This window comes from Methylobacterium sp. Leaf456, from assembly GCF_001425465.1.
Taxonomy (GTDB): Bacteria; Pseudomonadota; Alphaproteobacteria; order Rhizobiales; family Beijerinckiaceae; genus Methylobacterium.
Map to the genome: position 1 here is coordinate 299,996 of NZ_LMQV01000043.1, position 26,366 is coordinate 326,361.

General features: G+C 70.6%; 24 protein-coding genes. 12 read left to right on the top strand and 12 right to left on the bottom strand.

Annotated features, from left to right (window positions below; translation table 11 throughout):
• Nucleotides 1-144: 144 nt before the first annotated feature.
• Nucleotides 145-642, bottom strand: a complete 498-nt coding sequence (locus tag ASG52_RS28530) for a GNAT family N-acetyltransferase (protein ID WP_286159147.1) — start codon at nt 640-642, stop codon at nt 145-147.
• The gene (locus ASG52_RS28535) at nt 639-2,195 is read right to left on the bottom strand and encodes a glucan biosynthesis protein G (protein ID WP_056248274.1); all 1,557 of its coding nucleotides are present in this window, start codon (nt 2,193-2,195) and stop codon (nt 639-641) included. The genes ASG52_RS28530 and ASG52_RS28535 overlap by 4 nt, the downstream gene beginning before the upstream one ends.
• Before the next feature lie 743 nt (nt 2,196-2,938).
• On the opposite strand from ASG52_RS28535, the gene ASG52_RS22895 reads away from it, so the two are divergent.
• From ASG52_RS22895 to ASG52_RS22905, 3 genes are all read left to right on the top strand, one after another.
• Nucleotides 2,939-4,105 (top strand): type III PLP-dependent enzyme, encoded by a 1,167-nt coding sequence (locus ASG52_RS22895; RefSeq protein WP_056248276.1) that lies wholly within the window; start codon nt 2,939-2,941, stop codon nt 4,103-4,105.
• Nucleotides 4,106-4,306: 201 nt separating this feature from the next.
• Nucleotides 4,307-4,864 (top strand): GNAT family N-acetyltransferase, encoded by a 558-nt coding sequence (locus ASG52_RS22900; RefSeq protein ID WP_056248281.1) that lies wholly within the window; start codon nt 4,307-4,309, stop codon nt 4,862-4,864.
• Nucleotides 4,865-5,608: 744 nt separating this feature from the next.
• Nucleotides 5,609-5,830 carry a DUF1127 domain-containing protein gene (locus tag ASG52_RS22905; RefSeq protein WP_056248284.1) on the top strand — a complete coding sequence of 74 codons (222 nt, stop codon included), beginning with the start codon at nt 5,609-5,611 and terminating at the stop codon, nt 5,828-5,830.
• Between the two features lie 111 nt (nt 5,831-5,941).
• On the opposite strand, the gene ASG52_RS22910 is transcribed toward ASG52_RS22905, so the two are convergent.
• From ASG52_RS22910 to ASG52_RS22940, 7 genes are all read right to left on the bottom strand, one after another.
• A complete protein-coding gene (locus tag ASG52_RS22910) occupies nt 5,942-6,457 on the bottom strand; it encodes a prolyl-tRNA synthetase associated domain-containing protein (RefSeq protein ID WP_056248287.1) in 516 nt (171 codons plus the stop codon).
• Between the two features lie 11 nt (nt 6,458-6,468).
• The gene (locus ASG52_RS22915; RefSeq protein WP_056248291.1) at nt 6,469-7,251 is read right to left on the bottom strand and encodes an electron transfer flavoprotein subunit beta; all 783 of its coding nucleotides are present in this window, start codon (nt 7,249-7,251) and stop codon (nt 6,469-6,471) included.
• On the bottom strand, nt 7,248-8,471 hold the full coding sequence (locus ASG52_RS22920; protein WP_056248292.1) for an electron transfer flavoprotein subunit alpha/FixB family protein: 1,224 nt from the start codon (nt 8,469-8,471) through the stop codon (nt 7,248-7,250). The genes ASG52_RS22915 and ASG52_RS22920 overlap by 4 nt, the downstream gene beginning before the upstream one ends.
• Nucleotides 8,468-10,366 (bottom strand): (Fe-S)-binding protein, encoded by a 1,899-nt coding sequence (locus ASG52_RS22925; RefSeq protein WP_056248295.1) that lies wholly within the window; start codon nt 10,364-10,366, stop codon nt 8,468-8,470. Before ASG52_RS22925 ends, ASG52_RS22920 begins: the two co-directional genes overlap by 4 nt.
• A 107-nt stretch (nt 10,367-10,473) precedes the next feature.
• Nucleotides 10,474-12,516: an NADH:flavin oxidoreductase gene (locus ASG52_RS22930; protein ID WP_056248298.1), complete on the bottom strand. Its 2,043-nt coding sequence runs from the start codon at nt 12,514-12,516 to the stop codon at nt 10,474-10,476.
• Nucleotides 12,517-12,577: 61 nt separating this feature from the next.
• A complete protein-coding gene (locus ASG52_RS22935; RefSeq protein ID WP_056248301.1) occupies nt 12,578-13,702 on the bottom strand; it encodes an FAD-binding oxidoreductase in 1,125 nt (374 codons plus the stop codon).
• A gap of 4 nt (nt 13,703-13,706) precedes the next feature.
• Nucleotides 13,707-14,966, bottom strand: a complete 1,260-nt coding sequence (locus ASG52_RS22940) for an aromatic ring-hydroxylating oxygenase subunit alpha (RefSeq protein WP_056248304.1) — start codon at nt 14,964-14,966, stop codon at nt 13,707-13,709.
• A gap of 458 nt (nt 14,967-15,424) precedes the next feature.
• Between ASG52_RS22940 and ASG52_RS22945 the strand changes: the two genes are divergently transcribed.
• Nucleotides 15,425-16,846: a methyl-accepting chemotaxis protein gene (locus ASG52_RS22945; protein WP_502691108.1), complete on the top strand. Its 1,422-nt coding sequence runs from the start codon at nt 15,425-15,427 to the stop codon at nt 16,844-16,846.
• A gap of 60 nt (nt 16,847-16,906) precedes the next feature.
• Here ASG52_RS22945 and cobT read toward each other — a convergent pair whose 3' ends face one another.
• A complete protein-coding gene (gene cobT, locus ASG52_RS22950; protein ID WP_056248309.1) occupies nt 16,907-17,929 on the bottom strand; it encodes a nicotinate-nucleotide--dimethylbenzimidazole phosphoribosyltransferase in 1,023 nt (340 codons plus the stop codon).
• Nucleotides 17,930-18,086: 157 nt separating this feature from the next.
• Between cobT and cobS the strand changes: the two genes are divergently transcribed.
• From cobS to ASG52_RS22965, 3 genes are read left to right on the top strand one after another with little or no spacing between them, the layout of a single operon-like run.
• Nucleotides 18,087-18,914: an adenosylcobinamide-GDP ribazoletransferase gene (gene cobS / locus ASG52_RS22955; RefSeq protein ID WP_056248312.1), complete on the top strand. Its 828-nt coding sequence runs from the start codon at nt 18,087-18,089 to the stop codon at nt 18,912-18,914.
• Nucleotides 18,915-18,955: 41 nt separating this feature from the next.
• The gene (locus tag ASG52_RS22960) at nt 18,956-19,168 is read left to right on the top strand and encodes a DUF1289 domain-containing protein (RefSeq protein ID WP_056248315.1); all 213 of its coding nucleotides are present in this window, start codon (nt 18,956-18,958) and stop codon (nt 19,166-19,168) included.
• A complete protein-coding gene (locus ASG52_RS22965; protein ID WP_056248317.1) occupies nt 19,165-19,857 on the top strand; it encodes a retropepsin-like aspartic protease family protein in 693 nt (230 codons plus the stop codon). The genes ASG52_RS22960 and ASG52_RS22965 overlap by 4 nt, the downstream gene beginning before the upstream one ends.
• On the opposite strand, the gene ASG52_RS22970 is transcribed toward ASG52_RS22965, so the two are convergent.
• Nucleotides 19,844-20,629, bottom strand: a complete 786-nt coding sequence (locus tag ASG52_RS22970; protein WP_056248320.1) for a HugZ family pyridoxamine 5'-phosphate oxidase — start codon at nt 20,627-20,629, stop codon at nt 19,844-19,846. The genes ASG52_RS22965 and ASG52_RS22970 overlap by 14 nt on opposite strands.
• A 302-nt stretch (nt 20,630-20,931) precedes the next feature.
• On the opposite strand from ASG52_RS22970, the gene ASG52_RS22975 reads away from it, so the two are divergent.
• From ASG52_RS22975 to ASG52_RS22995, 5 genes are all read left to right on the top strand, one after another.
• Nucleotides 20,932-21,648 (top strand): response regulator transcription factor, encoded by a 717-nt coding sequence (locus ASG52_RS22975; protein WP_056248322.1) that lies wholly within the window; start codon nt 20,932-20,934, stop codon nt 21,646-21,648.
• Nucleotides 21,649-21,680: 32 nt separating this feature from the next.
• Nucleotides 21,681-23,540 (top strand): sensor histidine kinase, encoded by a 1,860-nt coding sequence (locus ASG52_RS22980; protein WP_056248325.1) that lies wholly within the window; start codon nt 21,681-21,683, stop codon nt 23,538-23,540.
• Nucleotides 23,537-24,031 (top strand): HPr kinase/phosphorylase, encoded by a 495-nt coding sequence (locus ASG52_RS22985; protein ID WP_056248327.1) that lies wholly within the window; start codon nt 23,537-23,539, stop codon nt 24,029-24,031. The genes ASG52_RS22980 and ASG52_RS22985 overlap by 4 nt, the downstream gene beginning before the upstream one ends.
• 124 nt (nt 24,032-24,155) lie before the next feature.
• Entirely contained in the window at nt 24,156-24,557 is a 402-nt protein-coding gene (locus tag ASG52_RS22990; RefSeq protein ID WP_056248330.1) for a PTS sugar transporter subunit IIA, read from the top strand.
• 85 nt (nt 24,558-24,642) lie between these two features.
• Nucleotides 24,643-24,966 (top strand): HPr family phosphocarrier protein, encoded by a 324-nt coding sequence (locus ASG52_RS22995; protein WP_056248333.1) that lies wholly within the window; start codon nt 24,643-24,645, stop codon nt 24,964-24,966.
• Between the two features lie 56 nt (nt 24,967-25,022).
• Here the strand turns inward: ASG52_RS22995 and ASG52_RS23000 are convergent, their stop codons facing one another.
• Nucleotides 25,023-26,135, bottom strand: coding sequence for a CobW family GTP-binding protein (locus ASG52_RS23000; RefSeq protein ID WP_056248336.1), 1,113 nt, complete (start codon nt 26,133-26,135; stop codon nt 25,023-25,025).
• Between the last annotated feature and the right edge of the window lie 231 nt (nt 26,136-26,366).

Genomic DNA, 26,366 nt, shown 5'->3' on the forward strand with positions numbered 1-26,366 from the left:
GGGCTCTGGGCCGGCGAACGCGGGTAGGTACCCGCAACGTGGCCCCATCGGCCGGTCCTGCCAGTGCGCTGGCGCACGTCGCCCGTTGCGGTGCAGCGCGGTTCGGGATGAAAGCCGATTTGCGCGGTGCAGTTCCGGCAAACCTCAGGCGAGGGCCAGCGCCTTCTCGTAGCACCACGCTTCCATGCCATCCTCGTAATAGTCCGGCTTGGTCCCGATGCGGACGTAGCCGCGCCGCTCGTAGAGGCGGATGCCGGCACCGTTGTCGGCCCGCACCTCCAGCCGCAGCCGGGTGCGGCCGTGGCCGACCGTGTCGGCCTCCGCGGCGTCGAGGAGCAGGCTGCCGAGGCCGTGGCCGGCCCGCGCGGGCGCGACGGCGATGGAGGAGAGCCGCGCGACGAGGCTGGTGCTGCGCCGCTCCAGGGTCGCGGCGCCGACGAGGATATCCTCGCCGCCGTCCTGCGCGAGCGCGGCGAGCAGGGTCATGCTGGGGGAGCGGATCGCGTGGCGGATCGCCCGTCGCTCGGCCCGGTCGGTGGCGAAGGCCGCGTGCTCCAGGGCGACCAGGGCGTCGAGATCCGCCGCCACCGCCGGGCGGATCGCCACCTTGAGCGCCGCCGGCTCGCGCCGGTTGCGGCTCACGTGGCGCTCCAGGGGAAGGTCCAGGTCTCGGTCAGCGCCTCGCCGTCCTTGTCGCGCAAGTAAGCGCGCAACTCCGTGGTGCCGGGCGCGTCGAGGCGCACGTCGAGGGCCGCGCGAAAGCCGCCGATATGGGGGTTCGGCACGATCGAGGTGGCGACGATCTTTCCGACGCTCGCGCTCGCCACCACCTCCGGCGGCGGGGCGTCCATGGGGCGCTTCGCCAATGCGCCGCCGCCGAAATCGATGAGGAAGCGCCGGACGAGACGGCCCTCCGGATCGCCTTCCTTGCGCGCCGCCCCGCTCGCGGCGGAGGCGGTCAGGAAGGTGTGGGCGACCTGCCCGTTCGGATGGAGGTGTGCGGCGGCGACCGCACGGACGCGGTAGGCCAGCCGCGCCGGCTGTCCGGCGGGGTAGGGCGCCTTGGGTCGCCAGAACGCGACGATGTTGTCGGCGGTCTCGTTGTCGGTTGCCAGTTCGACCAGCACGACGCTGCCCTCGCCCCAATCGCCCTCGGGCTCGACGAAGTAGCCGGGGCGGCGTTCGTAGCCGGCCTCGAGATCCTGATAGCTGGCAAAGGATCGGTCGCGCTGCATCAGCCCGAAGCCCTTCGGCGAGGCGACCGAGAAGGCCGAGATGCGCCGCTCCCGCGGGTTGTCGAGCGGCCGCCACAGCCATTCGCCCGAGCCCGCGGCGATCTGGAGACCGTCGGAGTCGTGCAGCTCCGGCCGGTAATCGTCGCTGTGGCCGCGATCGGTCTCGCCGATGAAGTACATCGAGGTCAGCGGCGCGAGGCCCGCGTCGCTCAGGTCGCGCCGCGGGAACAGGGTCGCGGTGACCGAGACGGTGGTCTCAGGGCCCGGCCGCACGGTGAAGCGGTAGGCGCCGGTCTGCGACGGGCCGTCGAGGAGCGCGTGGATCGTGCAGGTGCCGGGCTCACCCTCCGCCTCGATCCAGAAGGCGCGGAAGAACGGGAATTCTTCCGGCCCACCGTTCGCTTCCGTGTTCACGGCGAGCGCGCGGGCCGAGAGGCCGTAGAGCTGGCCCTGGCCAAGGAAGCGGAAATAGCTCGCGCCGACGAAGACGCACAACTCGTCGATCACGTCCGGCCGGTTGAGGGCGGTGTGCAGGCGGATGCCGGCGTATCCGAGGTCTTTCGGCAGCGGTGCGTCGAGCTTGGTCCGGCCGAGATCGAACAGGGCCGGATCGTAGGCGATCGGTGTCGCCATCCCGCCCTTCACGAGGCTCACCGCCACGGACCGCGGATAGAGAAAGCCGAGATGGAACAGCTGGAGCCGGAAGCGCCCGTCGGCGCCGACCCGGAAGGCGCGGTCCGGCCGGAAACGGATGTCGCGCCACGCGTCGTAATCGAGCCGGGCCAGCACCTCTGGCAGCGGCGGCACCGCGGCATCGAACGGCGTCGCGGCGAGCTTTTGCGCTTGTGCCTCCACCGTCTCGAAGCCGAAGGGCGTCGCCTGCCCCCGGGCGAGGGCGGGCAGCCCGGCAAGGCCGGCGGCGAGGCCTGAGACGACGGCGCGGCGGGACGGCTCGGTCATGACTCCCTACAGATCCTCGTGCCGGTCCGTTCGGAAGCGCGGGCCAAGCTTCGGCCCGGTTCATGGACCGTCCCGGCGCCCTTGGAAAGGGTTGTCGCCGCGCGGCGTTCCGGGCGTGGGGAGGGCTCGACGGACGAGCGGCAAGACGTGAGCCGGCAACGCGAGTGATGCGGATCGGCCACGATCGTGTGAGCGTGGGGAAAACGCCAGCTAAGGATGTGCAAAATCGCTTGTTTCCGGTGGACTCGATGCGTATATCCGCCTCGCCCAATTTCGCACGTGCCTGTGGCCGCGTGTCGGTTGGTGGGCATCCGGTCAACTGCCGGACAGCCGCCAGGGGTCTTAAAGGATCGATGGTCGCAAGGGGTGGATCCCTACGGCCGGCATCCGGGTGGCGACACCAGACCTCAACAACAACCGGCAGCCGGAGGCGAAACCGGCGAACCCCGCTCTCCACGGGGGACGCAGCTTAAAGCAACGACGAACGGGCTTTTTTGGTCTCGTCGGCCCTCCAAAGGCCGACACCGAAGAGGCTTGTTTCTCCTTGCCCGGCGTGCGGTTGGGGTTCCCCCATCCAATCCACGGCAGCTTCCGGGTGCTCTGCACTCGTGGCCGGTCCTGCGTCTCCAAAGCGCGTGGACGGACGCGACGCATCGCCCCCTGACGCCGACGATCCTCCGGGATCGTCTCGATTCGATCTCGCGCCCTCGACGGCGCCCTCGAACCTGTGGTGGGGACGACCAATGACCGATCGCATCCGCGATTACCTGCGCGCGCGCCGCGACCTCGGCCGGGACGAAGGGCCGGTGATGGTGCTCGACCTCGACGTCGTGCGCGAGAATTTTTCGCAGTTCGCCCGCGCTCTGCCGGATACCCGCGTGTTCTACGCCGTGAAGGCGAACCCGGCCGCCGAGGTTCTGCGCCTGCTCGCCGAGATGGGCTCCTGCTTCGATACGGCCTCGGTGGCCGAGATCGAGATGGCGCTCGCCGCGGGTGCCACGGCCGACCGCATCTCGTTCGGCAACACCATCAAGAAGGAGCGCGACGTCGTTCGCGCGCTCAAGCTCGGCATCCGCCTGTTCGCGGTCGATTGCCAGGCGGAAGTGGACAAGATCGTCCGCGCTGCGGATGCCGCGGGCGTCGAAGCGGCCGACGTGCAGGTGTTCTGCCGCATCCTCTGCGACGGCGCCGGCGCCGATTGGCCGCTTTCGCGTAAATTCGGCTGCGAGCCGGAGATGGCGGTGAACGTGCTGGAGCACGCCCACCGCAACGGCCTCCACGCCTACGGCGTCTCGTTCCATGTCGGCTCGCAGCAGGCCAATACGGAAGCCTGGGACGGGGCGCTCGCCTCCGCCTCCACGATCTTCCAAGAGTGCGCGCTGCGCGGCATCGGCCTATCGATGGTCAACCTCGGCGGCGGTTTCCCGACCAAGTACCTCAAGCAGGTGCCGGGCGTGGAAAGCTACGGCGACGCGATCTTCCGCGCGCTCACCAAGCATTTCGGCAACCGCATCCCCGAGACCATCATCGAGCCGGGCCGCGGCATGGTCGGCAATGCCGGGCTGATCGAGGCGGAAGTCGTGCTGGTCTCGAAGAAGTCCGAGGCCGAGGACGAGGTCCGCTGGGTCTATCTCGACATCGGCAAGTTCGGCGGGCTGGCCGAGACCATGGACGAGTCGATCCGCTACGCGATCAAGACCGCCCACGACGAGGACCGCATGGCACCCTGCGTCGTCGCCGGCCCGACCTGCGATTCGGTCGATGTGCTCTACGAGAAGAACCACTACCCGCTGCCGGTCTCCCTCTCGATCGGCGACAAGGTGTGGATCGAGGGCGCAGGCGCCTACACCACGACCTATGCGGCGGTCGCCTTCAACGGCTTCCCGCCGCTCGAGCAGATCGTGATCTGAACCCGGTCGGCGTCGCTCGCGAAACGCTCCGTTAACCACGGAAAATGTTTCACGGGAAACACTCAGACTTTGTTCACCCTTGATCAGACAGACGAACCGCGCGCCCCACGGGGCGCGTCATCGACGTGTCCCGGACGGCCTGCGATGCAGGTGCGAGGGCTGTTTCTTCCCGCCGGACGGCGAGTTGGGGAGGGTACGGCCGTGATCCAGATCCGTGATGAAATTGCTGCGGACGTCGCCGCGCGCGAGCGCCTGCTCGATGCCTGCTTCGGCCCGATCCGCTTCCTGAAGACCTCGCAGCGCCTGCGCGAAGGCTGCCTGCCCGCGCGCGGCCTCGCGCTCGCGGCTGTGAGCGGTGAGAAGCTCGTCGGCACCGTGCGCCTGTGGGAGGTCGCGACCGGCTGCGGCCGGCCCGCTTTGCTGCTCGGGCCGCTGGCAGTCGATCCGTCACTTCAGGGCGAGGGCTTCGGCGGCCGGCTGATGCGAGCGGCCCTTGCTCGCGCCGCCGATCTCGGTCACGCGGCCGTGCTGCTCGTGGGCGATGCGCCCTACTACGCCCGCTTCGGCTTCGCCGAGGCACGGGCGGCGGGCCTCGCCATGCCCGGCCCGTTCGAGCGCGCCCGCTTCCTCGGCCTTGAGTTGGTCGACGGGGCGCTCAAAGGCGCAACCGGAACGCTTCAGGCCACCGGCCGCCTCGCCCCCGTGCCGGAGATCGCCGCCGAGACCGCCGCGGTCGCGTCACGACGACAGGCCGCTTGAGCCGAGGTTGAACCAGCCCTCTCCGCCGAAGGGGTGATCTTCGGAGGAGAGGGCTTGTCGGCAGATCAGGCGATCCTGTTCACTGCAACGGTTTTTCCCAATCGTCACCCTCATCCTGAGGTGCTGCGCAGCAGCCTCGAAGGAGGGCTCCAGCCCGCCGCGCGATCCCTGGAGCCCTCTTTCGAGGGCGCCGCTTCGCGTCGCCACCTCAGGATGAGGGTGGGGGTGGGAACCGCCGTGTCCCAACGCGCTCCGTCATCGCGAGGCGGAGCCGAAGCGATCCAGAGCGCGCCTTTTTTTTCAGATGCGAGACGGCGCCGAAAAACGATCCCGCGCGACCACTCTGGACAATGAGGAGCCCTGGATCGCTTCGGTTTCGCGTCGCAATGACGGCCTGAGGCGGGGCCCGGTGCGATCACAGGGATGCGGTGGGGTAAGCGAGCAACGAATCCCTGGACGGGTTCGCCGAGTCCTTCCGGCCGATGCGCCGAAGAGTGACCGAACTCCGCGTCATCTGTTGTACCGCATCATCCGGCGGCCCCGCCGAGCCACCCACATCCCGCCATGCCCTGCGCCAAAAGACGGCATGGTGCCCCGATCGGTTACTTTCTGCTCAATGCATGCGCGCCGAGCGGGGCTGATCTTCAGAGTCGGCGCTCCTCCCGCGCTGCAACAAACGCCATATTCGGGATGTGTCGCGCCGCGGAATGCAAGTCCAGCGGTCCTGCGTTCGAGGTTAAGATCATGTTCATCAAGCTGACGGAAGGTTTGCTCTCCTATCTCCGCGCCAAGGAGATGGAAGTCGCGCTGTCCGACCTGAGCGATGCCGCGCTCGACGATATCGGCCTGATCCGCGCCGATCTCGGCCGCGTGTCGGTTCAGCCGGAGACGGCCCGTCTCGAGACCGTCGGCCTGACCGGCTCGCTGTTCGCGCTGCCCTTCGCGCCGATGGCGCAGGCTGCGTAAAACACGAACGGCGATGATCGGGGATCATCGCCGTCGGCGTTACCGAATCGGGTAAGAAAGCTTTTGAAGGCTCGGATCAGGACCAGCGGTCCCATCCGGGCCTTTCTTCGTTCAGGCCGCCTCGGTGTCCGCCTGCGGCAGGGCGAAGGCGGTGATGTCGTGGCCCTCGGTGCGCAGCGCCTGCACGAGGTCGCCCGGCACGAGGTTGAGCGTGCGGGTGCTCACCAGCGGATGGACGTTGATCCGCGTCTCGGTGAGCAGGCTGTCCTGAAGGAACACCTTCACGCTGCCCGGCGCCGCGTTGAGCGCGGCCAGCGGCGAGACGGCGCCGCTCTCCACGCCGAGCTGTTCGCGCAACGCGTCGGCGCTGGCGAAGGACAGCCCGCCGCGGGCGCCGAGCACCGCCCGGAACGCCTTGAGATCGATCGCCGCGTCGTGGTGGAGCGTGACGAGGAAGTAGGTCTTCTTCCCGTCGCGCAGAAACAGGTTCTTGGTGTGTGCGCCCGCGATGTCGCCGCACACGTCCATCATCGCCTCGACGGTCAGCACCGGTGGGTGCTCGAACAGCTTGTAGGCGATGCCCTGCTCGCGCAGGCGGGTCAGAAGGTCGTCGGGGCTCAAGGGCATCGCGGATAGTCTCACTTCGCTGATTTTGACGCGTCGGCGAGCACGCCGATCTGGCGCAAGTGGGCCAGGATCTCGCGCGCCGCCTCCTCAGGGTCGGGCTCGACGAGGAGCCGGCCCTTGGTGGCGGAGCCGCCTTCGCCGGTCGCGGCCTTCAGGCGCTCGGCGGCCGAGCCGCCGGTCGGCGCGCCCTTCACCAGCTTCGGGCGGCGGCGATAGGGCCGCTCCTCGACCACGGCCTCGGGGACATCCGTCGCCTTCGCGGCAGCGCCCACGAGTTCGATCGTGCCGCGCCGGGCCTTGCCGAAGGCATAGGCGAGGGGGGCGGCGGCGTCCGGATGCACCGTGGCGAGGACGGGCCCGCGCACGGCGACCCGCCGCAGGGCGCCGCGGCCGAGGCTCTGGTCGAGGGTCAGCGTGTCCGGGCCGCCCGAGACCGCGACCACGTCGGGGATCAGCAGGAGATCGAGGGCTTCGGCCAGCGCGTAGGGAACGATCCCGCTCTCAGGGCCGCCCTGGCCGCGTCGCCCGGCGAGCACGAGGTCGGGCGCCATCGCGGCGAGCCGGGCGGCAAGCGCCGGCACCGGATCGAGACCGTCGGCGACGGCGATGTGCTCGATGTGGGTAAGGCCGAGGCCCAGCGCTTCCCGCACGGCCTCGGCATCCGGCCCGGCATGCAGGCCGACCGCCTCGCCGAGCGCGGCCGCGATGCGGATCGCCTGCGCCTCCATCCGCGGCAAGACGGGGGCGCCGGAGACCGGATGGCGTCCGGCCGAGAGCAGGACCACGATCTTCACGCGTTCTCTCCCGCTTCCTGCTCCAGCAGCCGGAGGAGGGCCGGCATCACGACCTGTGCGTCCTGCACGATGGCGAGGCCGGCACGCTCGATCATGGCGGCGTGCAGATCGGTGTTGACCGCCACCACGTGCTCGCAGCCGGCGACCCCCTGGAGGTGCTGTGGCGCGCCGGAGATGCCCAGCGCGAAGTAGCAGGTGGCGGCCAGCACCGTGCCGGAGGCGCCGACCTGGGTGTGGCGCGGCATCAGCCCGGCATCGCACAGCACGCGGCTGGCGCCGGGCGTGGCGTGCAAGGCCGCCACCACCTGCCGGAACGTGTCGAGGTCGGTGAGGCCGTTGCCGGCGGACACGACGAACTCGGCGAGCGCCAGCGGCACCGTCGCCGGGTCCGCCGGAACCCGCGCCGCCGACACGATTCTTTTGGGATTTTTTTGGGGACTTGGCGTCGGCGCCTCGCCATCCACGGAGAGCAAGCGAGCTTCGCGGGGCGGGCCGCCGTACTCGGCGACTGCGTCCGGCGCGACGGTGGCCAGCATCCCCGGCGCGACACGCTGCTCGACGCGGCGCCCCTTGGCCGGGCGCACGAGGCCGTTGGCGGCCACCACTTCGGCATTGGTGAAGACGGGCTCGCCCAGGCGCACCGCGACCCGGCGGGCGAGGTCGCCGCCGTCGAGGGATTCCGGGAACAGGACGTGGCGCGCCGCCAAAGCCGTCAGCGCCGCCGCGACGCGGGCGGTCTGGGACGCGGGATCGTAGCCCTCCACCGCCTCGAGCGGGAGGCAGCGGTCGGCCCCGGCCGGGCCGACGCCCTCGCAGGGACCGAGGGTGAGGATCGCCACGCCGCCCTCGCGGCCGGCCAAAGCGCGGGCGGCGCCGAGCACTTGCCGGTCATGGGACGAGAGGCGTCCACCGGGGGCGTCCGGCACCACCGCGACGAGGAAGGCGGGGTTTTCGAGGACGAGAATTTTCGGGGGGGCGACCGCCGCAGTCTTGGGCTGGGCCTCGGTGATCACGGCGGCGTCGAAACGCACCGTCTGGCTGAGGTCGTAGCGCGGGCGCGACTCCCCTGCGACGCGCTGGCCGGCGCGCTCGGCCCGCGGATCGCGGCGGGGTCGGCCGCTGCCGGTGCGGCGGGCTGTGCGGTCGAAGCGGGGACGGGCCTCACCCGCGACCTGGATGGAGGCCCGCTCGGCGCGCGGGTCGCGGCGCGGGCGGGTCATCGGCCGGCCTCCACCGCCTGGAGCAGCAATTCGGCGATGTCGCGGATCTCCGCATGGCGGCCGGTCACGCCCTCCAGCATCGCCGTGCAGGACGGGCAGGCCACCGCGACGATGCCGGCGCCCGTCTCGGCCGCCTGGGCCATGCGGATGTCGGGGATGCGGCGCTCGCCCGGGATGTCGCTGACCGGCGCGCCGCCGCCGCCGCCGCAGCACATCGCGCGCTTGCCCGAGCGGGCCATCTCGGAGCGGCTCACCCCGATGGCGTCGAGCACGGCGCGGGGCGCCTCGGTCTCCCCATTGTAGCGGGCGAGGTAGCAGGGGTCGTGATAGGTCACCGACAGGTCCGGCAGTCGGGCCGGGTTCAGCTTGCCGGCGCGGATCAGCTCCAGCAGGAAGGCGGTGTGGTGAGCGAGCGTGTAGCGCCCGCCCATCGCCGGGTACTCGTTGCGCAGGGCGTGGAGCGCGTGCGGGTCGGCCGTCACGATCCGCTCGAAGCGGTATTTTGCCAGCGTCGCGATGTTCTCCCGCGCCAGCGCCTGGAAGGTCGCCTCGTCGCCGAGCCGCCGGGCGAGGTCGCCGGTGTCGCGCTCCTCCGCGCCCAGCACCGCGAAATCGACGCCCGCTTCGCGCAGCAGGCGGATCAGGGCGCGTAAGGAGCGGCCGTAGCGCAGATCGTAGGCGCCTTCACCGAGCCAGAGCAGGATCTCGGCCCCACCGCGCTCGGCCATCACCGGCAGATCGACGCCGGCGGCGAAGTCGGTGCGGGCCGAGAGCGGGCGCCCACCGGGATCGCCGGACTGGCGCAACTCGGTGACCGGGCCGACCGCCTTGTCGGGCAGGGCGCCGCGCTCGAGCGTCTGGTGGCGGCGCAATGAGACTACTGCATCGACATGCTCGATCATCATCGGGCATTCCTCGACGCAGGCACGGCAGGTGGTGCAGGACCACAATGTGTCCGGATGGATGCGCGCATCCGGCCCGATCAGTCCGGCCAGCGCCCCGCGCTCGCCCTGGGCCTGGCGCCCGCCCGGATAGGGATTGCCGGCGTAGGCCGGCTCGGCCGGGGAGAGGCCGGCGACGAGGTCTTGGATCAGCCGCTTCGGGTTGAGCGGTTGGCCGGCGGCGAAGGCCGGGCAGGCGATCTCGCAGCGACCGCAACTGACGCAGGCGTCGTAGGAGAGCAGCCGGTTCCACGTGAAGTCGGCGGGCATCTCCGAGCCGAGCCGGGGCGCGTCGAGATCGAGGGGCTGGAGCGCGGTGTCGGGACGGCCCTCGAACCGGCCGGGCCGGGGATGGGCGACGAGATGGAGCGCGCCGGCTGCCGCGTGGCGCATCGGGCCGTGGCGCACCTCGAAGGCGAGGCCCAGCCCCCCGGCGGCCGCGAGCGCCAGGGCGAGGGGGGCGAACACGCCACCGATTCCGAAGGCGAGCAGCAGGGCGGTGGCGGTGCCGCCGACCGCGTAGGCAACGAGCAGGAACGGCAGGATCTGGAAGCGCCCGGCGGAGAGGCGCTTCTGCTTCGAAGGGTATCGCCGGGCGCCCACCAGCAGCGAGCCGACGGCCGTGACGCCGAAGGCGAGCGCCACGACGAACCAGTAGGGGCGAAAACCCGCTATCGGCGGCAGGATCGCCAGCGCCGTCAGGATCGAGGCGGCGAGCAGGCCGCCGGCCACGACCGCGTGCATGCGCGAGGCGTAGGCGTCACGCGCCACCACGTGGTGGACATCGACAAGGTAGCGCTTGGGCAGCTTGGCCAGCCCGTCGAGCCACGCCACGGGCGCCGCCGCCCCGACCCGCCAGAGCGCGGCGCGGCGCAGACCCTGGACGAGGGCGAGCGCCGCCATCAGCCAGACGAGGCCGGGAAACACCGTGGTCAGGGGCATGAGGCTGGTCATGACGGTGGGCCTTGGGGCTAAGCGTGGGTGCCGGGCTCATCGGTCGTCGGTGCGCCATCCCCTCTCCCCGCACGCGGGGAGAGGGGGAGCCGCGGCGCGCTAGCGCCTCAGATGTCCTTGCATAGCCGCAGCGCGTCGTAGATCGCCGCGTGGATGTTGCGGCCGGCGACCGCGTCGCCGATGCGGTAGAGGGCGTAGCCCTTCGACAGGTCGTAGGGCTGCGGCTCGCCGCGGATCATCGCCTCCGCGTCGGTCTGGCCGCGGTTGACCGAGGCGCCCTTGAGGCCGTGATAGAGGCCTTCGACCGGCAGCGTGCCGTGCTCGACCACGAGGCGGTCGATGACGCGCTCCTCCTCGGCATCCGTCATGGTGTTGCGCAACGCGGCCACCAGCCGGTTGCCCTCCGGGTAGACTTCGATCAGCTCCAGGTTCGGGCTCATCACCACGCCGAGCTTGTACAGTTCGCGCAGGTGGATCGGCTGGTTCGTGGTGCCGACCTCCTCCGCGATCATGCGGTCGTGGGTGGCGATCTCGACGAGGCAGCCGCGCTTGGCCAGAAGCTCGGCGACGGAGGCCGCGTTGTGCTGGCCCATCTCGTCGTAGAGCAGGACCGAGCCGGTCGGCTCGACCGTGCCGGACAGCACCTCGGCGGTGGTGACGGCGTGCTCGGCGGCGCCCTTGGCGTGGCCGCGGAACGGCGTGCCGCCGGTCGCGACGATCACCACGTCGGGCTTTTCGGCCAGAACCGCCTCTTCTGTCGCCTCGGTGTTGAGGCGCAGATCGACGCCGAGCTTTTGCACCTGGGCGACCAGCCAGCGGGTGATGCCCGACATCGCCTCACGCCAGCCGGCCTTCGCCGCGAGGCCGATCTGGCCGCCGGCCTGCCCGCTCTTCTCGAACAACACGACGGCATGGCCGCGCTCGGCGCAGACGCGGGCCGCCTCCAGGCCGCCGGGGCCGGCGCCGATCACCACGACCCGGCGGCGGACATCCGCCTTGCGGATCTCGTGCGGCATGGTGGCTTCGCGACCGGTGGCGGCGTTCTGGATGCAGAGCGCGTCGCCGCCGACATAGATGCGGTCGATGCAGTAGCCCGCGCCGACGCATTGCCGGATGTCGTCGGCCCGGCCCTCGGAGAGCTTCTTGACCAGATGCGGGTCGGCGATGTGGGCGCGGGTCATCGCGACCATGTCGACATGGCCTTCCGCGACCGCGCGGGCGGCGGTGGCCAGATCGGTGACGCGCTGCGCGTGGAACACCGGCACGTCGACCTCGCGCTTGATCGCGCTCGGCAGGAACAGGAACGGCGCCACGGGAAACGACATGTTCGGCAGCGAGATCGCGTGGGCGATGTGGTCGCGCGCCTGACCGCCGAGGATGTTGAGGAAGTCCACGAGCCCGCGCTTGGCGTATTCGCTCGCGATGGTGACACAGTCTTCCTGGGACAGGCCGTCGGCGATCATCTCGTCGCCGGACATGCGGATGCCGATGACGTAGTCGTCGCCGGCTTCGGCGCGCATCGCCTCCAGCACCTCGATGCCGAAGCGCATCCGGTTCTCCAGGCTGCCGCCGTACCGGTCGGTGCGCTGGTTGCAGGAGGGCGACCAGAACTGATCGATCAGGTGGCCGTGGGCGGCCGAGACCTCGCAGCCGTCGAGCCCGCCCTCGCGGCAGCGGCGCGCGGCCTGGGCGAAGCTCTTCACGATGCGGGCGATGTCCTCCGCCTCCATCTCCTTCGGGATGGTGCGGGAGGCGGGCTCGCGGCGGGGCGAGGGCGAGACGGTGGGGAGCCAGTGCTCCGTGTCCCACTTGGTGCGCCGGCCCATATGGGTGAGCTGGATCATCAGCTTGCCGCCGTGCGCGTGCACCCGGTCGGCGAACTGGCGGAAGTAGGGGATCACCGAATCGTCGGCGACCGAGATCTGGTTCCAGGGCGCGGCCGGGCTGTCGACGGCGACAGAGGAGGAGCCGCCAAACATGGTGAGCCCGATGCCGCCCTTCGCCTTCTCGGCGTGGTAGAGCTGGTAGCGCTCCTGCGGCTTGCCGTCCTTGCCGTAGCCGGGGGCGTGGCTCGTGGACATCACCCGGTTGCGGATGGTGAGGCCCTTGATGGTCAGGGGCTTCAGAAGCGCGTCGGCATTGGCGATCACGGGACGACTCCCGACGGGTTGAACGATTTTTTGCGAGTTTTGAACGGGCCGGGCGCGCGCTTCAGCGCTCGACCACAAGGTCGCTCGTCGGCTTGGAGCAGCAGAGCAAAGCCATGCCGGCATCGATCTCGCGCTGGCGGATGCCGCCCGCGTGGGTCATCGAGACGGTGCCCTTGGTGAGCTTCGACTTGCAGGTGCCACACAGGCCCTTGGCGCAGGACGAGGGCAGGCGGATGCCGGCCTTGCGGGCGGCATCGAGCACGGTCTCGTTCTCGGGGCATTCGAGCACGCGCCGGGTCTTGGCGAACTCGACCCGGAAGGTGCGGACCCCGCCAGCGGGCGCGGCGTCGAATTCTTTCTCGGCCTCGGCTGCGGCGGCCTGGTCGGCCTCGGGCAATTCGCCGAAGTCGAAGCTCTCCTGATGGTGCCGGGCCATGTCGAAGCCGGCGCCTTGAAGCATCGCCTTGACGGCGTCCATGTAGGGCTTGGGGCCGCAGACGAAGATCTCGCGGTCCATGAAGTCCGGCACGGTGTCCCGCAGGATGTCGAGCGAGAGCCGGCCCTTCGGCCCGGACCACGCCTCATCGGGCGCGTCAGCCTCGCAGACCGCGTGGAAGCGGAATTTTTGGTCGAGCCGCGCCATCGTCTCGAGTTCCGAGCGAAAAACGATGTCGGCGGGGGTGCGGGCGGAGTGGACGAAGGCGACGTCGCAGGGCTCGGCCAGATCGTGGAAGGTGCGCGCCATCGACATCATCGGCGTCACGCCGCTGCCGCCCGACAGCAGCAGGTACTTGCCCGCCGGATGCTGGAAGCAGGAGAAATCGCCCATCGGCCCGAGCGCGCGGACGGTGTCCCCAGGCTTCAGGGTGTCGTGCAGCCAGTTCGAGACCGGGCCGCCGGGCACACGCTTGACCGTGAACGACACGGCGTGCGGCCGGGTCGGCGTCGAGGAGATGGTGTAGCAGCGGTGGATCGTCTCGCCGCCGATCTCGAACGAGAAGGTGAGGAACTGGCCCGGTACGTAGGCGAACAGCCGCGGCTCCTTCGGGGCCAGAACGAAGGTCTTCACGTCGTGCGTCTCGTCGCGCACGGCGAGGCAGATCAGGGCGTCGTCGGCCTCCGCATCCCAGGGCGTGGAGGCCGCCAGCCGCTGGGCGGCCGGTTCGGAGGAGGAGACCGACGTCATGGCCTCAGCGACCCAGATGCTCGGTCATGCGACCGACGTACCAGTTGCAGAACTTCTCCACGAGCATCTCGGTGTTGGGCGAGTAGGGGCCGGGCTCGTAGGCCGGGCTCTTCACGCCCTGCTGGCAGATGCCGACGAGTTCGCTGTCCTGATCGTTGGTGGCTTCCCAGACGCTGATCAGGTTGGCGAGATCGTAATCGACGCCCTCGACCGCGTCCTTGTGGACCAGCCACTTGGTGCGCAGCAGCGAGCGCTCGGCATCGAGCGGCAGCACCGAGAAGGTGACGATGTGGTCGCCGAGGAAGTGGTGCCAGGAATTCGGCTGCGTCCAGACCGAGAGGCCGCCGAGCTTGGCGTTGGTGAGGTTGCCGAGCAGCTTCTTGCAGGCCGCCTTGGTGTCGATGGTGTGGGACTCGCCGTCACCGTCGAGCGGCAGGCGCTCGGTGCGGAAGGCGGTGACCATGGTGTCGAGCTCGTCGATCTCGCGCGAGGGCAGGCCGTCCGCCTCCCACTCGGTATGCCGGGTCTTGAGCAGGCAGCCGTAGCGCTCGGCGTTCACCCGGTCGTGCTCGTCCATCTCCTCGGGGGCGAACCCGAAGCCGTAGGCGAAGAGCGGCACGGTCAGCTCGGGATGGTTGGCGCCGCAATGGTAGCACTCGCGGTTGTTCTCCATGGTGAGCTTCCAGTTGCCCGGCTCGATGATGTCCTTCTGGAAGGCGACCTTGGTCTCGCGCACGTTGTGGGGCGCGATGTAGGGGCCCAGCCGCGCGGCCATCTCGGCGAAGTCGGCCGGCGGCTCGTCGGCGAGGCAGATGAACAGCAGGCCTTCGAGCGAGCGGATGTGGACCGGCTTCAGACCGTGGCAGCCCTTCTTGAAGTCCGGGCCCATATGCTCGGCATGGATCAGGTTGCCGGTCAGGTCGTAGGTCCAGGAATGGTAGCGGCAGACGAGGTTGCCGACCGTCGACTTCTCATCGTGGACGAGGCGCGCGCCGCGGTGGCGGCAGACGTTGTGGAAGGCGCGGATCTCGTTGTCGTCGTCGCGGACGATGGCGACCGAGGTGTTGCCGATATCGACCACCATGACGTCGCCGGCCTCCGGCACGTCGGGCTCGACGCCGACATAGATCCAGTGCCGGCCGAAGATGACCTCCATGTCGGCCTCGAAGATCTCGGGGCTGAGATAGAAGGGGGCCGGGAGAGTGTAGCCGCGGCGGCGCTCGCGCAGGAGTCGCTGCAGAGGAGTCGGCGTCACGTCGAGCATGGTGGCCTCGCAAAGCCATGATCAGGCTGGAGACGACTATCGCGGCTGCAGGCCCGGCCCGCTGCCACGGCAGCGACATTCCCTTGGTTCGCCGCGACGTGCGGGGCCTGCACTTTGGTTCATGCGGTCGCAATGCCATCGATGCCGATCCGCCGATCCGCCGACCGGCCGCGGCGGCGGACCTTGATTTTCCGGCCTCGGGGCTTAGTCCGACCTGCCTAGACAGTCTTGGCAGATTGTATTTTTCCAACAAATGATACCGCGTCCCATGACACGGTTTCGTGATCTTTATCTGCTTCTGCGGCGTCTGTAAAAAACGGTCTTCGCTCGCGGAATTAAGAAGCTGAAAAGAATCTCGTGCAACATATATCCAGCGCCGGCCAGGGCGCTGGGAGTTTCGCGCCGTGTCGTTGTTTCGTTCCGATTCCGGCTCCCTCCTCGCCGCCATCGACCGGTCGATGGGGCGGATCGAGTTCGCCCTCGACGGCACGATCACCGACGCCAACGGGACCTTCCTGGCGCTGGTCGGCTACGGCCTCGACGAACTGCGCGGGCGCAAGCACGCGCTGCTGATGCCGGAGGCCGAGCGCGAGGGGGCCGCCTACCGGGCGTTCTGGGATGCCCTGCGCGCGGGCGAATTCCGCTCCGGCGAGTTCCGGCGCATCGCCAAGGAGGGGCGGCCGGTCTGGATTCAAGCTTCCTACAATCCGGTTCTCGACCGACGCGGGCGCCCGTTCAAGGTGGTGAAGTTCGCCGCCGACATCACCGCCGAGCGGGAGCGCAACGCTTCCTACGAGGGGCAGATCGCCGCCATCAACCGCTCGCAGGCGGTGATCCATTTCGCCCTCGACGGCACCATCACCGACGCCAACGACAAGTTCCTGGCCGCGATGGGCTACCGGCTCGACGAGATTCGCGGTCGCCACCACAGCCTGTTCGTCGATCCCCAGGAGGTCGGCGGGGCGGATTATGCAGGGTTCTGGAAGGCGCTCGGCGCCGGGCAGTACCGGGCGGGCGAGTTTCGGCGGCTCGCCAAGGGCGGGCGCGAAGTCTGGATCTACGGCTCGTACAACCCGGTCCTCGACAGCGACGGCCGCCCCTGCGCCGTGGTGAAATTCGCCAGCGACGTGACCGTGCAGGTGGCCGAGCGCAACCGCCGCGCCGACGGGCAGCGCTCGATCAAGCGCGACCTCGGCGACATCACGCTGGCCATGTCCGACGTGAGCCGGCAGGCCAAGGAGACGGCGGAGGCCGTAACCGTCACCTCCGGCAACGTCCAGGCGGTCGCGGCCGGCTCGGAGGAGTTCGCCGCCTCGATCTCCGAGATCAGCCGGCACGCGGCGCAGGCCAAGGGCGCCTCCGACGAGGCCGTGGCCCGGGCCGAGGAGGCGAGCCAGATCGTCGTCGGCCTCACCTCGGCGGCCGAGCGGATCGGCGAGGTCGTCTCGGTGATCCGCTCGATCGCCGACCAGACCAACCTCTTGGCCCTCAACGCCACCATCGAGGCGGCGCGTGCCGGCCAGGCGGGCCGGGGCTTTGCGGTCGTCGCCACCGAGGTGAAGGCGTTGGCGAGCCAGTCCTCGCGGGCGACCGAGGATATCGGCCATCAGATCGCGGCGGTGCAGGATTCGACCAGCCGCGCCGTCGAGGCGATCCGGGCGATCACCGCCACCATCGGCAACCTGTCGGAGATTTCGCTCAGCGTGTCCTCGGCGGTGACCGAGCAGGCCGCGGTCACGCACGAGATTTCAAACAACATGCAGGTCGCGGCCCGCAACGTCGATGCGGTGCGCCGCAACGCCGAGGGCATCGCCAACGCCGCGGGCGAGATCGACACCTCGGTGCAGAAGGTGACGGCGGCGGCCCGCGCGATCGGCTGAGCCGGGCCGAATCCCCCTTTTTCGAGGCGCCGGACGGGCGGGGCGTTGGAGTCCGGCGGCTCAGTCCGCCTTGCCCGACACCCCCGCCTGCTCGAACGTCGCCATGTCGCGGTGGCAGGCGAGCGCACCCTTGATGAGACCCATCGCGAGAGCGGCGCCGGAGGCCTCGCCGAGCCGCATGCCGAGCGAGAGCAGGGGCGTCAGCCCGAGCCGCTCCAGCACCTCCGCATGCGCGCCTTCCGCCGAGAGATGGCCGGCCACGCAATGGTCGAGGGCGGAAGCGTCGAGGGCGTGCAGCACGGCCGCCGCCGCGGTCGCGACGTAGCCGTCGAGCACCACCGGCACCCGCTGGAGCCGCGCGGCGAGGATCGCGCCGGCCATGGCGGCGATCTCGCGGCCGCCGAGGCGGGCCAGCACCTGCAGCGGGTCGTCGAGGTGGCCGGCATGGGTCTGGAGCGCCAGCCGTACGGCCTCCGCCTTGCGGGCGAGGCCTTCCTCGTCCACCCCCGTGCCGCGCCCGACCCAGTGGGCCGGGTCGCCGCCGTAGAGCGCGGCGTAGATCGCCGCCGCCACCGTGGTGTTGCCGATGCCCATCTCGCCGATGGCGAGCCCGTCGGTACCGGCGGCGACCGCCTCCATGCCGAAGGCCATGGTGGCGACGCATCCCCGCTCGTCGAGCGCGGGGGCCTCGCAGATGTCGCCGGTCGGCAGATCCACGGCGAGGTCGAACACCCGGAAGCCGAGGCCGTAGGCGGCGCAGAGCTGATTGATGGCGCCGCCGCCGGCGGCGAAGTTGTCGAGCATCTGCCGGTTGACCGCCGCCGGGAAGGCCGAGACGCCGCGGGCCACCACTCCGTGGCTGCCGGCGAACACGCAGACCAGCGGCCGGTCGAGGCTGGGCTTGCCCTTGCCCTGCCACGCGGCGAGCCATTCCACGAGGGTTTCCAGCCGTCCGAGCGCGCCCGGCGGCTTGGTCAGCGTCGCGTCGCGGGCCCGCACCATCGCGACGGCGTCGGCATCGGGGCCGGGCATGTCGGCGATCAGCCGGCGGATGTCGGCGAACGGCGCGGCGGAATCGGTCATCGCGGGGCCTCTCGGGTCGGGCTTCGGGACGGGCGCCGCCTCGTGGGAAAAGCGGCGGGAGGACGGGCGGGCCGCGTAGCGGGCGGGAGCGTGCCAGCGCTATAGAAGCGTGCGGGCCCGCGGTACAGGCGGCCCGGCCCCACGTGAGGAAACCGGAATGGTGGAGCGCAAGAGCGGCGATCCCGGACCGCCCTTTCCGGGCGCCGACCTCGTCTACGATGGGGCCGCCTGCCTGCGCTTCTTCACCCGCCTGCCGATTCCGCCGCTGCCCGACGAGCCCGAGCCCTACGGCATCCCGGATTTCCGCACCGTGCCGCGGATGTTGCCCGTCGCCGCCCTGCTCCTGGCGCTGCCCGCCGCCCTCGTGCTGGTACTGGTCTGGGAACTGCGGCTCGGGCCGTTCGTGGCCGCCGCGCTCGCGCTTGCGGCGCTGGCCCTCGTCACCGGCGCGATGCACGAGGACGGCCTTGCGGATGTGGCCGACGGCTTCGGCGGCGGGCGGACCCCGGAGCGCATCCTGGAGATCATGCGCGACAGCCGCATCGGCGCCTTCGGCGGCACCGCCCTGTTCCTCGGGCTGGCTTTGCGCGCGGCGACGCTCGCGACGCTGCTCGACCGCTCCGACTGGCTCGCGGCCATCGCGCTGCTCTTCGCAGCCTCCGTCTCGCGCAGCGCCGCGCTGATCCCGATCGCGTGGCTCGACCCCGCCCGCCCCGGCGGCGCGGGCGCCGCGGTCGGCCGCCCGAGCCGGGGGACGCTTCTGACCGTCGCCGGCCTCTGCCTCGCCCTCGCGCTCGTCGGCGCCGGCCTCGGCCTGCCGCCGCTCGGCCTCGTCGTCGGCCTCGTCCTGGCTCCGCTCGCCGCCCTCGCGCTCTCGGCCCTGGCGCGGCGAAAAATTGGCGGCCAGACCGGCGACGTGGTCGGCGCCTGCCAGCAACTCGGCGAGATCGCGGTGCTGCTCGCGCTGGTGGCGGCGACGGCGTAGCTCTTGATTCGGAGCGCCTTCGCAGCCCATCTGCCAGGGCCATGACCGCCCAGCCCCCCGCAAAACCGTCCTCCCCCTGCACCAAGGTCTGCGTGCTCGATGCCCGCACCGGCCTGTGCGAGGGCTGCGGGCGCACGCGCGACGAGATCGGGCTGTGGGGTTCGCTGTCCGAGTCGCGGCGGCAGGCCATCATGGCCACGCTTTCGGAGCGGCTGGCCAAGGCCTATCCTGGCCTTGGGGCGCTCAGGAAATGATGTGGGTCGGGCTCGCGATCCTCGGGATCGGCCTCGCCGTCCTGATCGCCAACCATGACGGCGGACCGGTGATGGGGCTCGAGCCCGACCGGTTCGCCGGACTCGTCTCGCTCTCGGGGCTGCTGCTCCTGCTCACCGCCGGGCGCTGGCGCCACGCGCTGGCGATGCCCGGCGACACGGTGCGGGCGGCTCTGATCTGGCTCGGGCTCGGGGCGCTCGCGGTCGGGGCCTATGCCTATCGCGACGACGCGCAGCGGATCGGGGCGGGTCTGATGGGCGCGCTACGCCCCGGCACCGCGGTGGTCGGGCCGGGCGGCGAGGTGACGATCACCCGCCGCGCCGACGGCGACTTTGCCGTGATCACCGAGGTGAACGGCCGGGCCGAGCAGCGCTTCGCCTTCGACACCGGCGCCAGCAGCGTGGTGCTGACCGCCGAAAACGCTGCCGCGCTCGGCATCCGCCCGGCGGAGAGCGATTTTTCGTTGCGCGTCTCCACCGCCAACGGGATCGCGCTGACCGCGCCGATCCGGCTCGATTCGATCCGGGTCGGGCCGATCACTGAACGCAACGTCGATGCGGTGGTGAGCCGCCCCGGCGCGCTCTCCGGCAACCTGCTCGGCCAGAGCTTCTTGACGCGCCTGCCCTCCTACGAGGTGCGCGGCGATCGGCTGATCCTCAGGAGCCGGTAGCCGCGCTTCGCGCCGCGTTCGCCATGGTGACCAGCACCTTGCGCAACGACCCCATGTCGCGCACCGGCTCCGGGTAGGGCACGCGGGCGGTGCGGTCGCCCGCGAGCAGGTCCATTCCCTCCGGGTCGAGCCCGGTCAGCCGCCAGCCGGTGCCGGCCTCGCCCACGCCGGAGGCGTAGAGGGCGAGGGCGTCGGCATGGTCCTCGTTCATGTGCTCGACCGCGCCGCGCTCGCCCGAGACCAGCGCCTCGGCGCCCGCGAGGTCGAGGAGGAGTTCGTCCCGCGTCAGCGTCGCCGCCTTGGCGAAACCGCCGTTGAGATGGCCGGCGGACGGGTCGAGGGCGAAGAAGCCGAAATCGGGGAAGTCGGCGTAGAGCTTGGCCTTCGGATGGCGTGCGAGAAAACGCTCGCGGATGCGCGGCTCGTCGGTGCGGATGGCCCGCCCCGTCACGGTCAGGCGCGGATGGGCGAGCGGGTCGCCCTTGCCGCCCACCGAGAACAGCAGCGAGCAGCGCGGATCGTGGTCGAGGTTGCGCGTATGCGCCGAGAGCCGCGACATCAGCATCAGGGGCGTGCCGTCGTGGTCGGTCGCGATGGTGACCAGCGAGGCGAAGGGCGTGCCGTCGGCCGCGTCGATGGTGGCGAGCGCACCGGCCCGCACGCCGCGCAGGAGTTGGCGCGCGAGCCCGATCGCGTCGAAGGGCGCCTGCGCCGCGGGCAGCGGCTCGGCCGGGCCGCGCCGCTCGGGGGCTGAGGGTGTCGCGTCGTTCATGAAAAACTCCCTCCCGGAGGCCGGGTTTAGGCCCCCGGCCCGGCCGCGAGCATAGCCCGCCGCGCCGGCGCCGCACGAGGGCGGAAGCACGGACGCCGGGTGCGGCATCCTGCCGGGCGAAAAAGCCGGACGGGACCGTCGGTTACGGCCAAGCTTAGACCCCCGCTCGCTTTTTTCGAACGATGGTCGTAAAGGACGAGACCCGCCGCGGGGGAGGATACCCGCTCCCAAGCGGGGTGCGTGCCGCGTCGCCGGGCCCTTTCGGGGCGTGCGGCGCCGCGCCGTCCAGTCAGGGATTCCGCATGCCGACCATCGCCCTCGTCGACGACGACCGCAACATCCTGACCTCCGTCTCGATCGCGCTGGAGACCGAGGGTTACCGGATCCAGACCTACACCGACGGCGCCTCGGCGCTCGACGGCCTGCGCCATTCCCCGCCCGATCTCGCCATCTTCGACATCAAGATGCCGCGCATGGACGGGATGGAGCTTCTCAGGCGCCTGCGGCAGAAATCGGACCTTCCGGTGATCTTCCTCACCTCGAAGGACGAGGAGATCGACGAATTGTTCGGGCTCAAGATGGGCGCGGACGACTTCATCCATAAGCCGTTCTCGCAGCGCCTGCTGGTCGAGCGGGTGAAGGCGGTGCTGCGCCGCTTCGCCCCGAAGGACGGCACGCCCGGCGCCCCGGCCCGTGACGCCGACGCTGCTGCCGCCCGATCGCTGGAGCGCGGCCAGCTGATGATGGACCCCGAGCGCCACACCTGCACGTGGAAGGGCGAGCCGGTGACGCTGACCGTCACCGAGTTCCTGATCCTCCAGGCGCTGGCGCAGCGCCCCGGCGTCGTGAAGAGCCGCAACGCCCTGATGGACGCGGCCTACGACGATCAGGTCTACGTCGATGACCGCACCATCGACAGCCACATCAAGCGCCTGCGCAAGAAGTTCAAGGTGACCGACCAGAGCTTCGACATGATCGAGACGCTCTACGGCGTCGGCTACCGCTTCAAGGAAGGCTAGCGATCCGCAGAAGCCCGAAGGCCCCTCCGCGGATGCTCGCTCCCCTGTTCCGATCCCCCGACCCGAAGGACGGCGCCGGCCGCCGCGGCCTCGCGCGCCTGCTCGAATCCTTCGCCCGGCCGCCGCTGACCTGGCCCCGCGACCTGTGGAACGCGGTGGGCCAGCGCGCCTCCTCCAGCCTGACGCGCCGCATCGTGGTGCTCAACCTCGTCGGGCTGATCGTCCTCTTGTTCGGCTTCCTCTATCTGAACCAGTTCCGGCAGGGGCTGATCCAGGCCCGCGTGCAGAGCCTGCTGATCCAGGGCGACATCATCGCCGGCGCCATCGCGGCCCAGGCCTCGGTCGACACCGACACGATCCGGGTCGATCCCGACAAGCTGCTCCAGCAGCAGGCCGGCGAGGGCAAGGACTTCGACGACGATCCGTCCTCGCTCGCCTTCTCGCTCAACCCGGAGAAGGTCGCCCCTCTCCTGCGCCGCCTCGTGACGCCGACCGGCAACCGCGCCCGCGTCTACGACCGCGAGGGCAGCCTGCTGTTCGACACCCGCTCGCTGTTCGCCCGCGGCGATGCCGGCCGGGCCGAGAGTGCCGCCGTGCGGCCGCCCAAGCCCAACGTGCTGGAGCGGGTGTGGGACTTCGTGGGCACCCGTATCATCGGCCTCGTCGTCAGCGAGCGGTCCGGCCAGGGCGAGGCGGGCCAGGACGCGGGCCCGCAGGACGGGCGCGGCTTCCGCGAGGTCCAGGCGGCGCTGACGGGCGCCCGCGGCACCATCGCCCGGCGCAACGAGCGCGGCGAGACCATCGTCTCGGTCGCGGTGCCGATCCAGCGCTCCGGCTCGGTGCGCGGCGTCCTGATGGTCTCGACGCAAGGGGGCGACATCGACCGGGTCATCGCCTCCGAGCGGTTCGGCCTGCTGCAGGTTTTTCTCGTCGCCGCCGCCGTGATGCTGGTCCTGTCGATCCTGCTCGCCGGCGCCATCGCCGGCCCGGTGCGGCGGCTGGCGGACGCCGCCGAGCGGGTGCGCCGGGGCATCAAGTCGAGGCAGGAGATTCCCGACTTCACCTCGCGCACCGACGAGATCGGCCATCTCTCGGGTGCGCTGCGCGACATGACGCAGGCGCTCTACCGCCGCCTCGACGCCATCGAGAGTTTCGCGGCGGATGTCAGCCACGAGCTGAAGAACCCGCTGACCTCGCTCCGCAGCGCGGTCGAGACCCTGCCGCTGGCCAAGACCGACGAGTCGCGCGGCCGGCTGCTCCAGATCATCCAGCACGACGTGAAGCGCCTCGACCGGCTGATTTCCGACATCGCCGACGCTTCGCGCCTCGATGCCGAACTCGCCCGCGCCGAGGCGCGCCGGGTCGATCTCGGCAAGCTCCTCACCACCGTGACCTCGGTCGCCAACGAGCGGCGGCGGGCCAAGGCAGCGCTGATCCGGTTCGACATCGAGCGTCCGCCGGGCGACGTGGAGGACCCGTTCCGCATTATCGGCCACGACAGCCGGCTCGGTCAGGTGGTCAACAACCTGCTCGACAACGCCCGCTCATTCTCGCCCCCCGGCGCGCAGGTGCGCGTCGCCCTGCGCAGGCTCAAGAACGAGGTCGAGTTCATCGTCGAGGACGAGGGGCCGGGCATCCCCGAACACGCCCTGGAGCGCATCTTCGAGCGCTTCTACACCGACCGGCCGGAGCAGGGGTTCGGGCAGAATTCCGGGCTCGGCCTGTCGATCTCGCGCCAGATCATCCAGGCGCATCACGGCTCGATCCGGGCCGAGAACCGCCCCGGCCCCGCCGATGAGGAGGGCCATCCGACGGTGCGCGGCGCCCGCTTCACCGTGCGCCTGCCGGTGGCGCCGCGCGCCGACCGCTTCGGCGACGACCTCGCGGCGTGACTTCGGACGGTATCACCGTCCATGCGAGTTGCGTCCTCCTCGGCGAGGCGGGCGTCCTGATACGGGGGCCGGCGGGTTCGGGGAAATCCTCGCTCTGCCTCGCGCTGCTCGACCGCGCCGGGCTGGAGGGGCGCCACGCCGCCCTGGTCGGCGACGACCGCATCCGGCTGGAGGCGCATCATGGCCGCCTCGTCGCCCGGCCGCATCCTGCGCTCGTCGGGCTGATCGAGATTCGCGGCCACGGCATCCGGCGGCTGACGCAGCATGCCGAGGCGGCGGTCGTGCGCCTCGTGGTCGATCTGGTCGAGAGCGCCGAGCGGATGCCCGTGGACGCGGTCGCGACCGAGCGTCTCCTGGGGGTGAGCCTGCCGCGCCTGTCCCTTGCACCGGATCAGCCGAGGGAATACCTGATTCGTGCGACGCTCGACGCAAGCGTGGCCGTTCGGACTCACCCCGCCGCTCTCGTGCCCGACGGGGCCTGCTCCGTGTAGCGCGGGTGTTGCCGCCATGGCATGGTGGCGCATCGCATCGAGCAAATCGCCGCGATCGGGTTGCGCTTCACCTTGCGCTGCACAAGATGGCGTCTCCGCTCACAGGGCGTCGGAACACGCTTCGATGATTGGAATGGTGCTCGTCACCCACGGCCTGTTGGCGACCGAGTTCAAGGCCGCCCTGGAGCACGTCGTCGGCCCTCAACGGCAGATCGAGACGATCACGATCGGCCCCGAGGACGACATGGAACTGCGCCGCGGCGACATCATGACCGCGGTCGGCCGCGTCAACACCGGCGCGGGCGTCGTCGTGCTGACCGACATGTTCGGCGGCACGCCCTCGAACCTCGCGCTTTCGTGTATGAACGGCGGCCAGGTCGAAGTGGTCGCCGGGATCAACCTGCCGATGCTGATCAAGCTCGCCAGCGTGCGCGAGGCCGAGAGCCTCGGCGACGCGGTGCTCCACGCCCAGGAGGCGGGGCGCAAGTACATCAACGTCGCCTCGCGGGTTCTTGCGGGCAAGTAGCCCGTTCCGCTGCAATCCGCGCCTTCCCTTCGCCCGAGAGCCGGCTTAACCACGCTTTCCCCATCCGGGAGGAGCGTGAAGCCCGATGAGCGAGAGCGTGGACGACGAGATCGAGCCGGTGCCCGAGATTCCCGAGGGCGGGCTCTATCGCATCCTGCCGATCATCAACCGCCGCGGCCTGCATGCCCGCGCCTCGGCCAAGTTCGTCCAGACGGTGGAGCGCTTCGGCGCCGCCGTCACGGTGACCCGCGCGGGTGAGACCGTGGGGGGGCGCTCGATCATGGGCCTGCTGACGCTGGGCGCGGCCAAGGGCACCACCATCGCCGTGGTCGCACTCGGCGACGACGCCGAGGCCGCCCTCGACGCGATCGAAGCGCTGCTCGCCGACAAGTTCGGCGAAGACGAATAATCCAGGGTTTCGAAAGGGATCGTCCCTCTCGCTGGGTCTGGGACGGAGCCCCTGGATCAGCCGCCAGGAATCGCCAACGGATTATCCGTCAAGGCGGCCCGGTCCGGCGTGTCGATGGCGGGCTTGCCGAGAAACGCATCCCAGATCCGGCGCACGAAGTCCGGGTCGAGATCGTGGACGATCATCACCAGCCGCGAGCGCCGGTCGGCGTCGGGCCAGGCCGGCAGCGTCGTCGGCGCGTGGACGACGTGCTGCACGCCGTGCACCACGACCGGCCGCTCGGGATCGTCGGCGAGCGCCACGAGCCCCTTCAGACGCAGGAGCTTGGGCCCGTGGGCCGAGCGGACGAGGTCCAGAAACATCTCGAAGGCCGGTCGCGGCACCGGCACGTCGCTGGTGAGGTGGAAGGCGCGGATCGCGGCGTCGTGCCGGTTCACGTCGTGATGATGATGCCCGTGATGGCCGTGACCGTGGTCGTGGTGATGGTCCGGCGCATGATCTGAGGCCTGCCCGAGCCACGCCCGCACGTCCTCGCCCTTGCCGTCGAGACCGAACAGGCCACCGAGCAGGCGCTCCGCCGGCACATCCGGTCCGTGGATCGAGGCGCCCGGATTGAGGGCGGAGAGCCGGGCCGAGAGCGCGTCCGGCGTGGCGCCGGGCAGATCGGCCTTGGTCAGGATCAGATGATCGGCCACCGCCGCCTGCCGCCGGGCTTCCCCATGCGCGTCGAGGGTGCTTTGACCGTTCACCGCGTCGATCACCGTGACGACGCCCTGAAGCCCGAAGCGCAGCGACAGGTAGGGGTGGTAGATCAGCGCGTGCAGGATCGGGGCGGGGTCGGCCAGTCCCGTGGTCTCGATCACGACCCGGCGGAACGGACTGATGCGGCCGTTGTCGCGCTTCCGCAGCAGGTCTTCGAGCGTGTTGATGAGGTCGCCGCGCACGGTGCAGCACAGGCAGCCCGCGCCGAGCAGGATCATCCCGTCGTCCACCGTCTCGATCAGCAGGTGATCGAGCCCGATCTCGCCGAACTCGTTGACGATCACCACGGTGTCTGCGAGCGCCGGATCGGTCAGCCACCGGTTGAGCAGCGTGGTCTTGCCGGCCCCGAGGAAGCCGGTGAGGACGGTGAGCGGGATCGGAGTGGGGCGGCGGGGATCGGTGGACATCGGGCGAGGCGGCCTTCAGCGAGAGGCGACTCGACAGCGGCGGCATTCCCCTCTCCCCGCACGCGGGGAGAGGCCAGCAGGCACCTTGTCGTGCCTGCGGGTAGCGCAGGCGAAGCCGGAGCGACGGTGAGGGGGCGGCTCAGGACGAGGCTCGTTCGGACAAGCCCCCTCACCTTCGGCTGCCGCCTCGCCGCGTCGACGACGAGGTCGTCGCGGCCCTCTCCCCGCGTG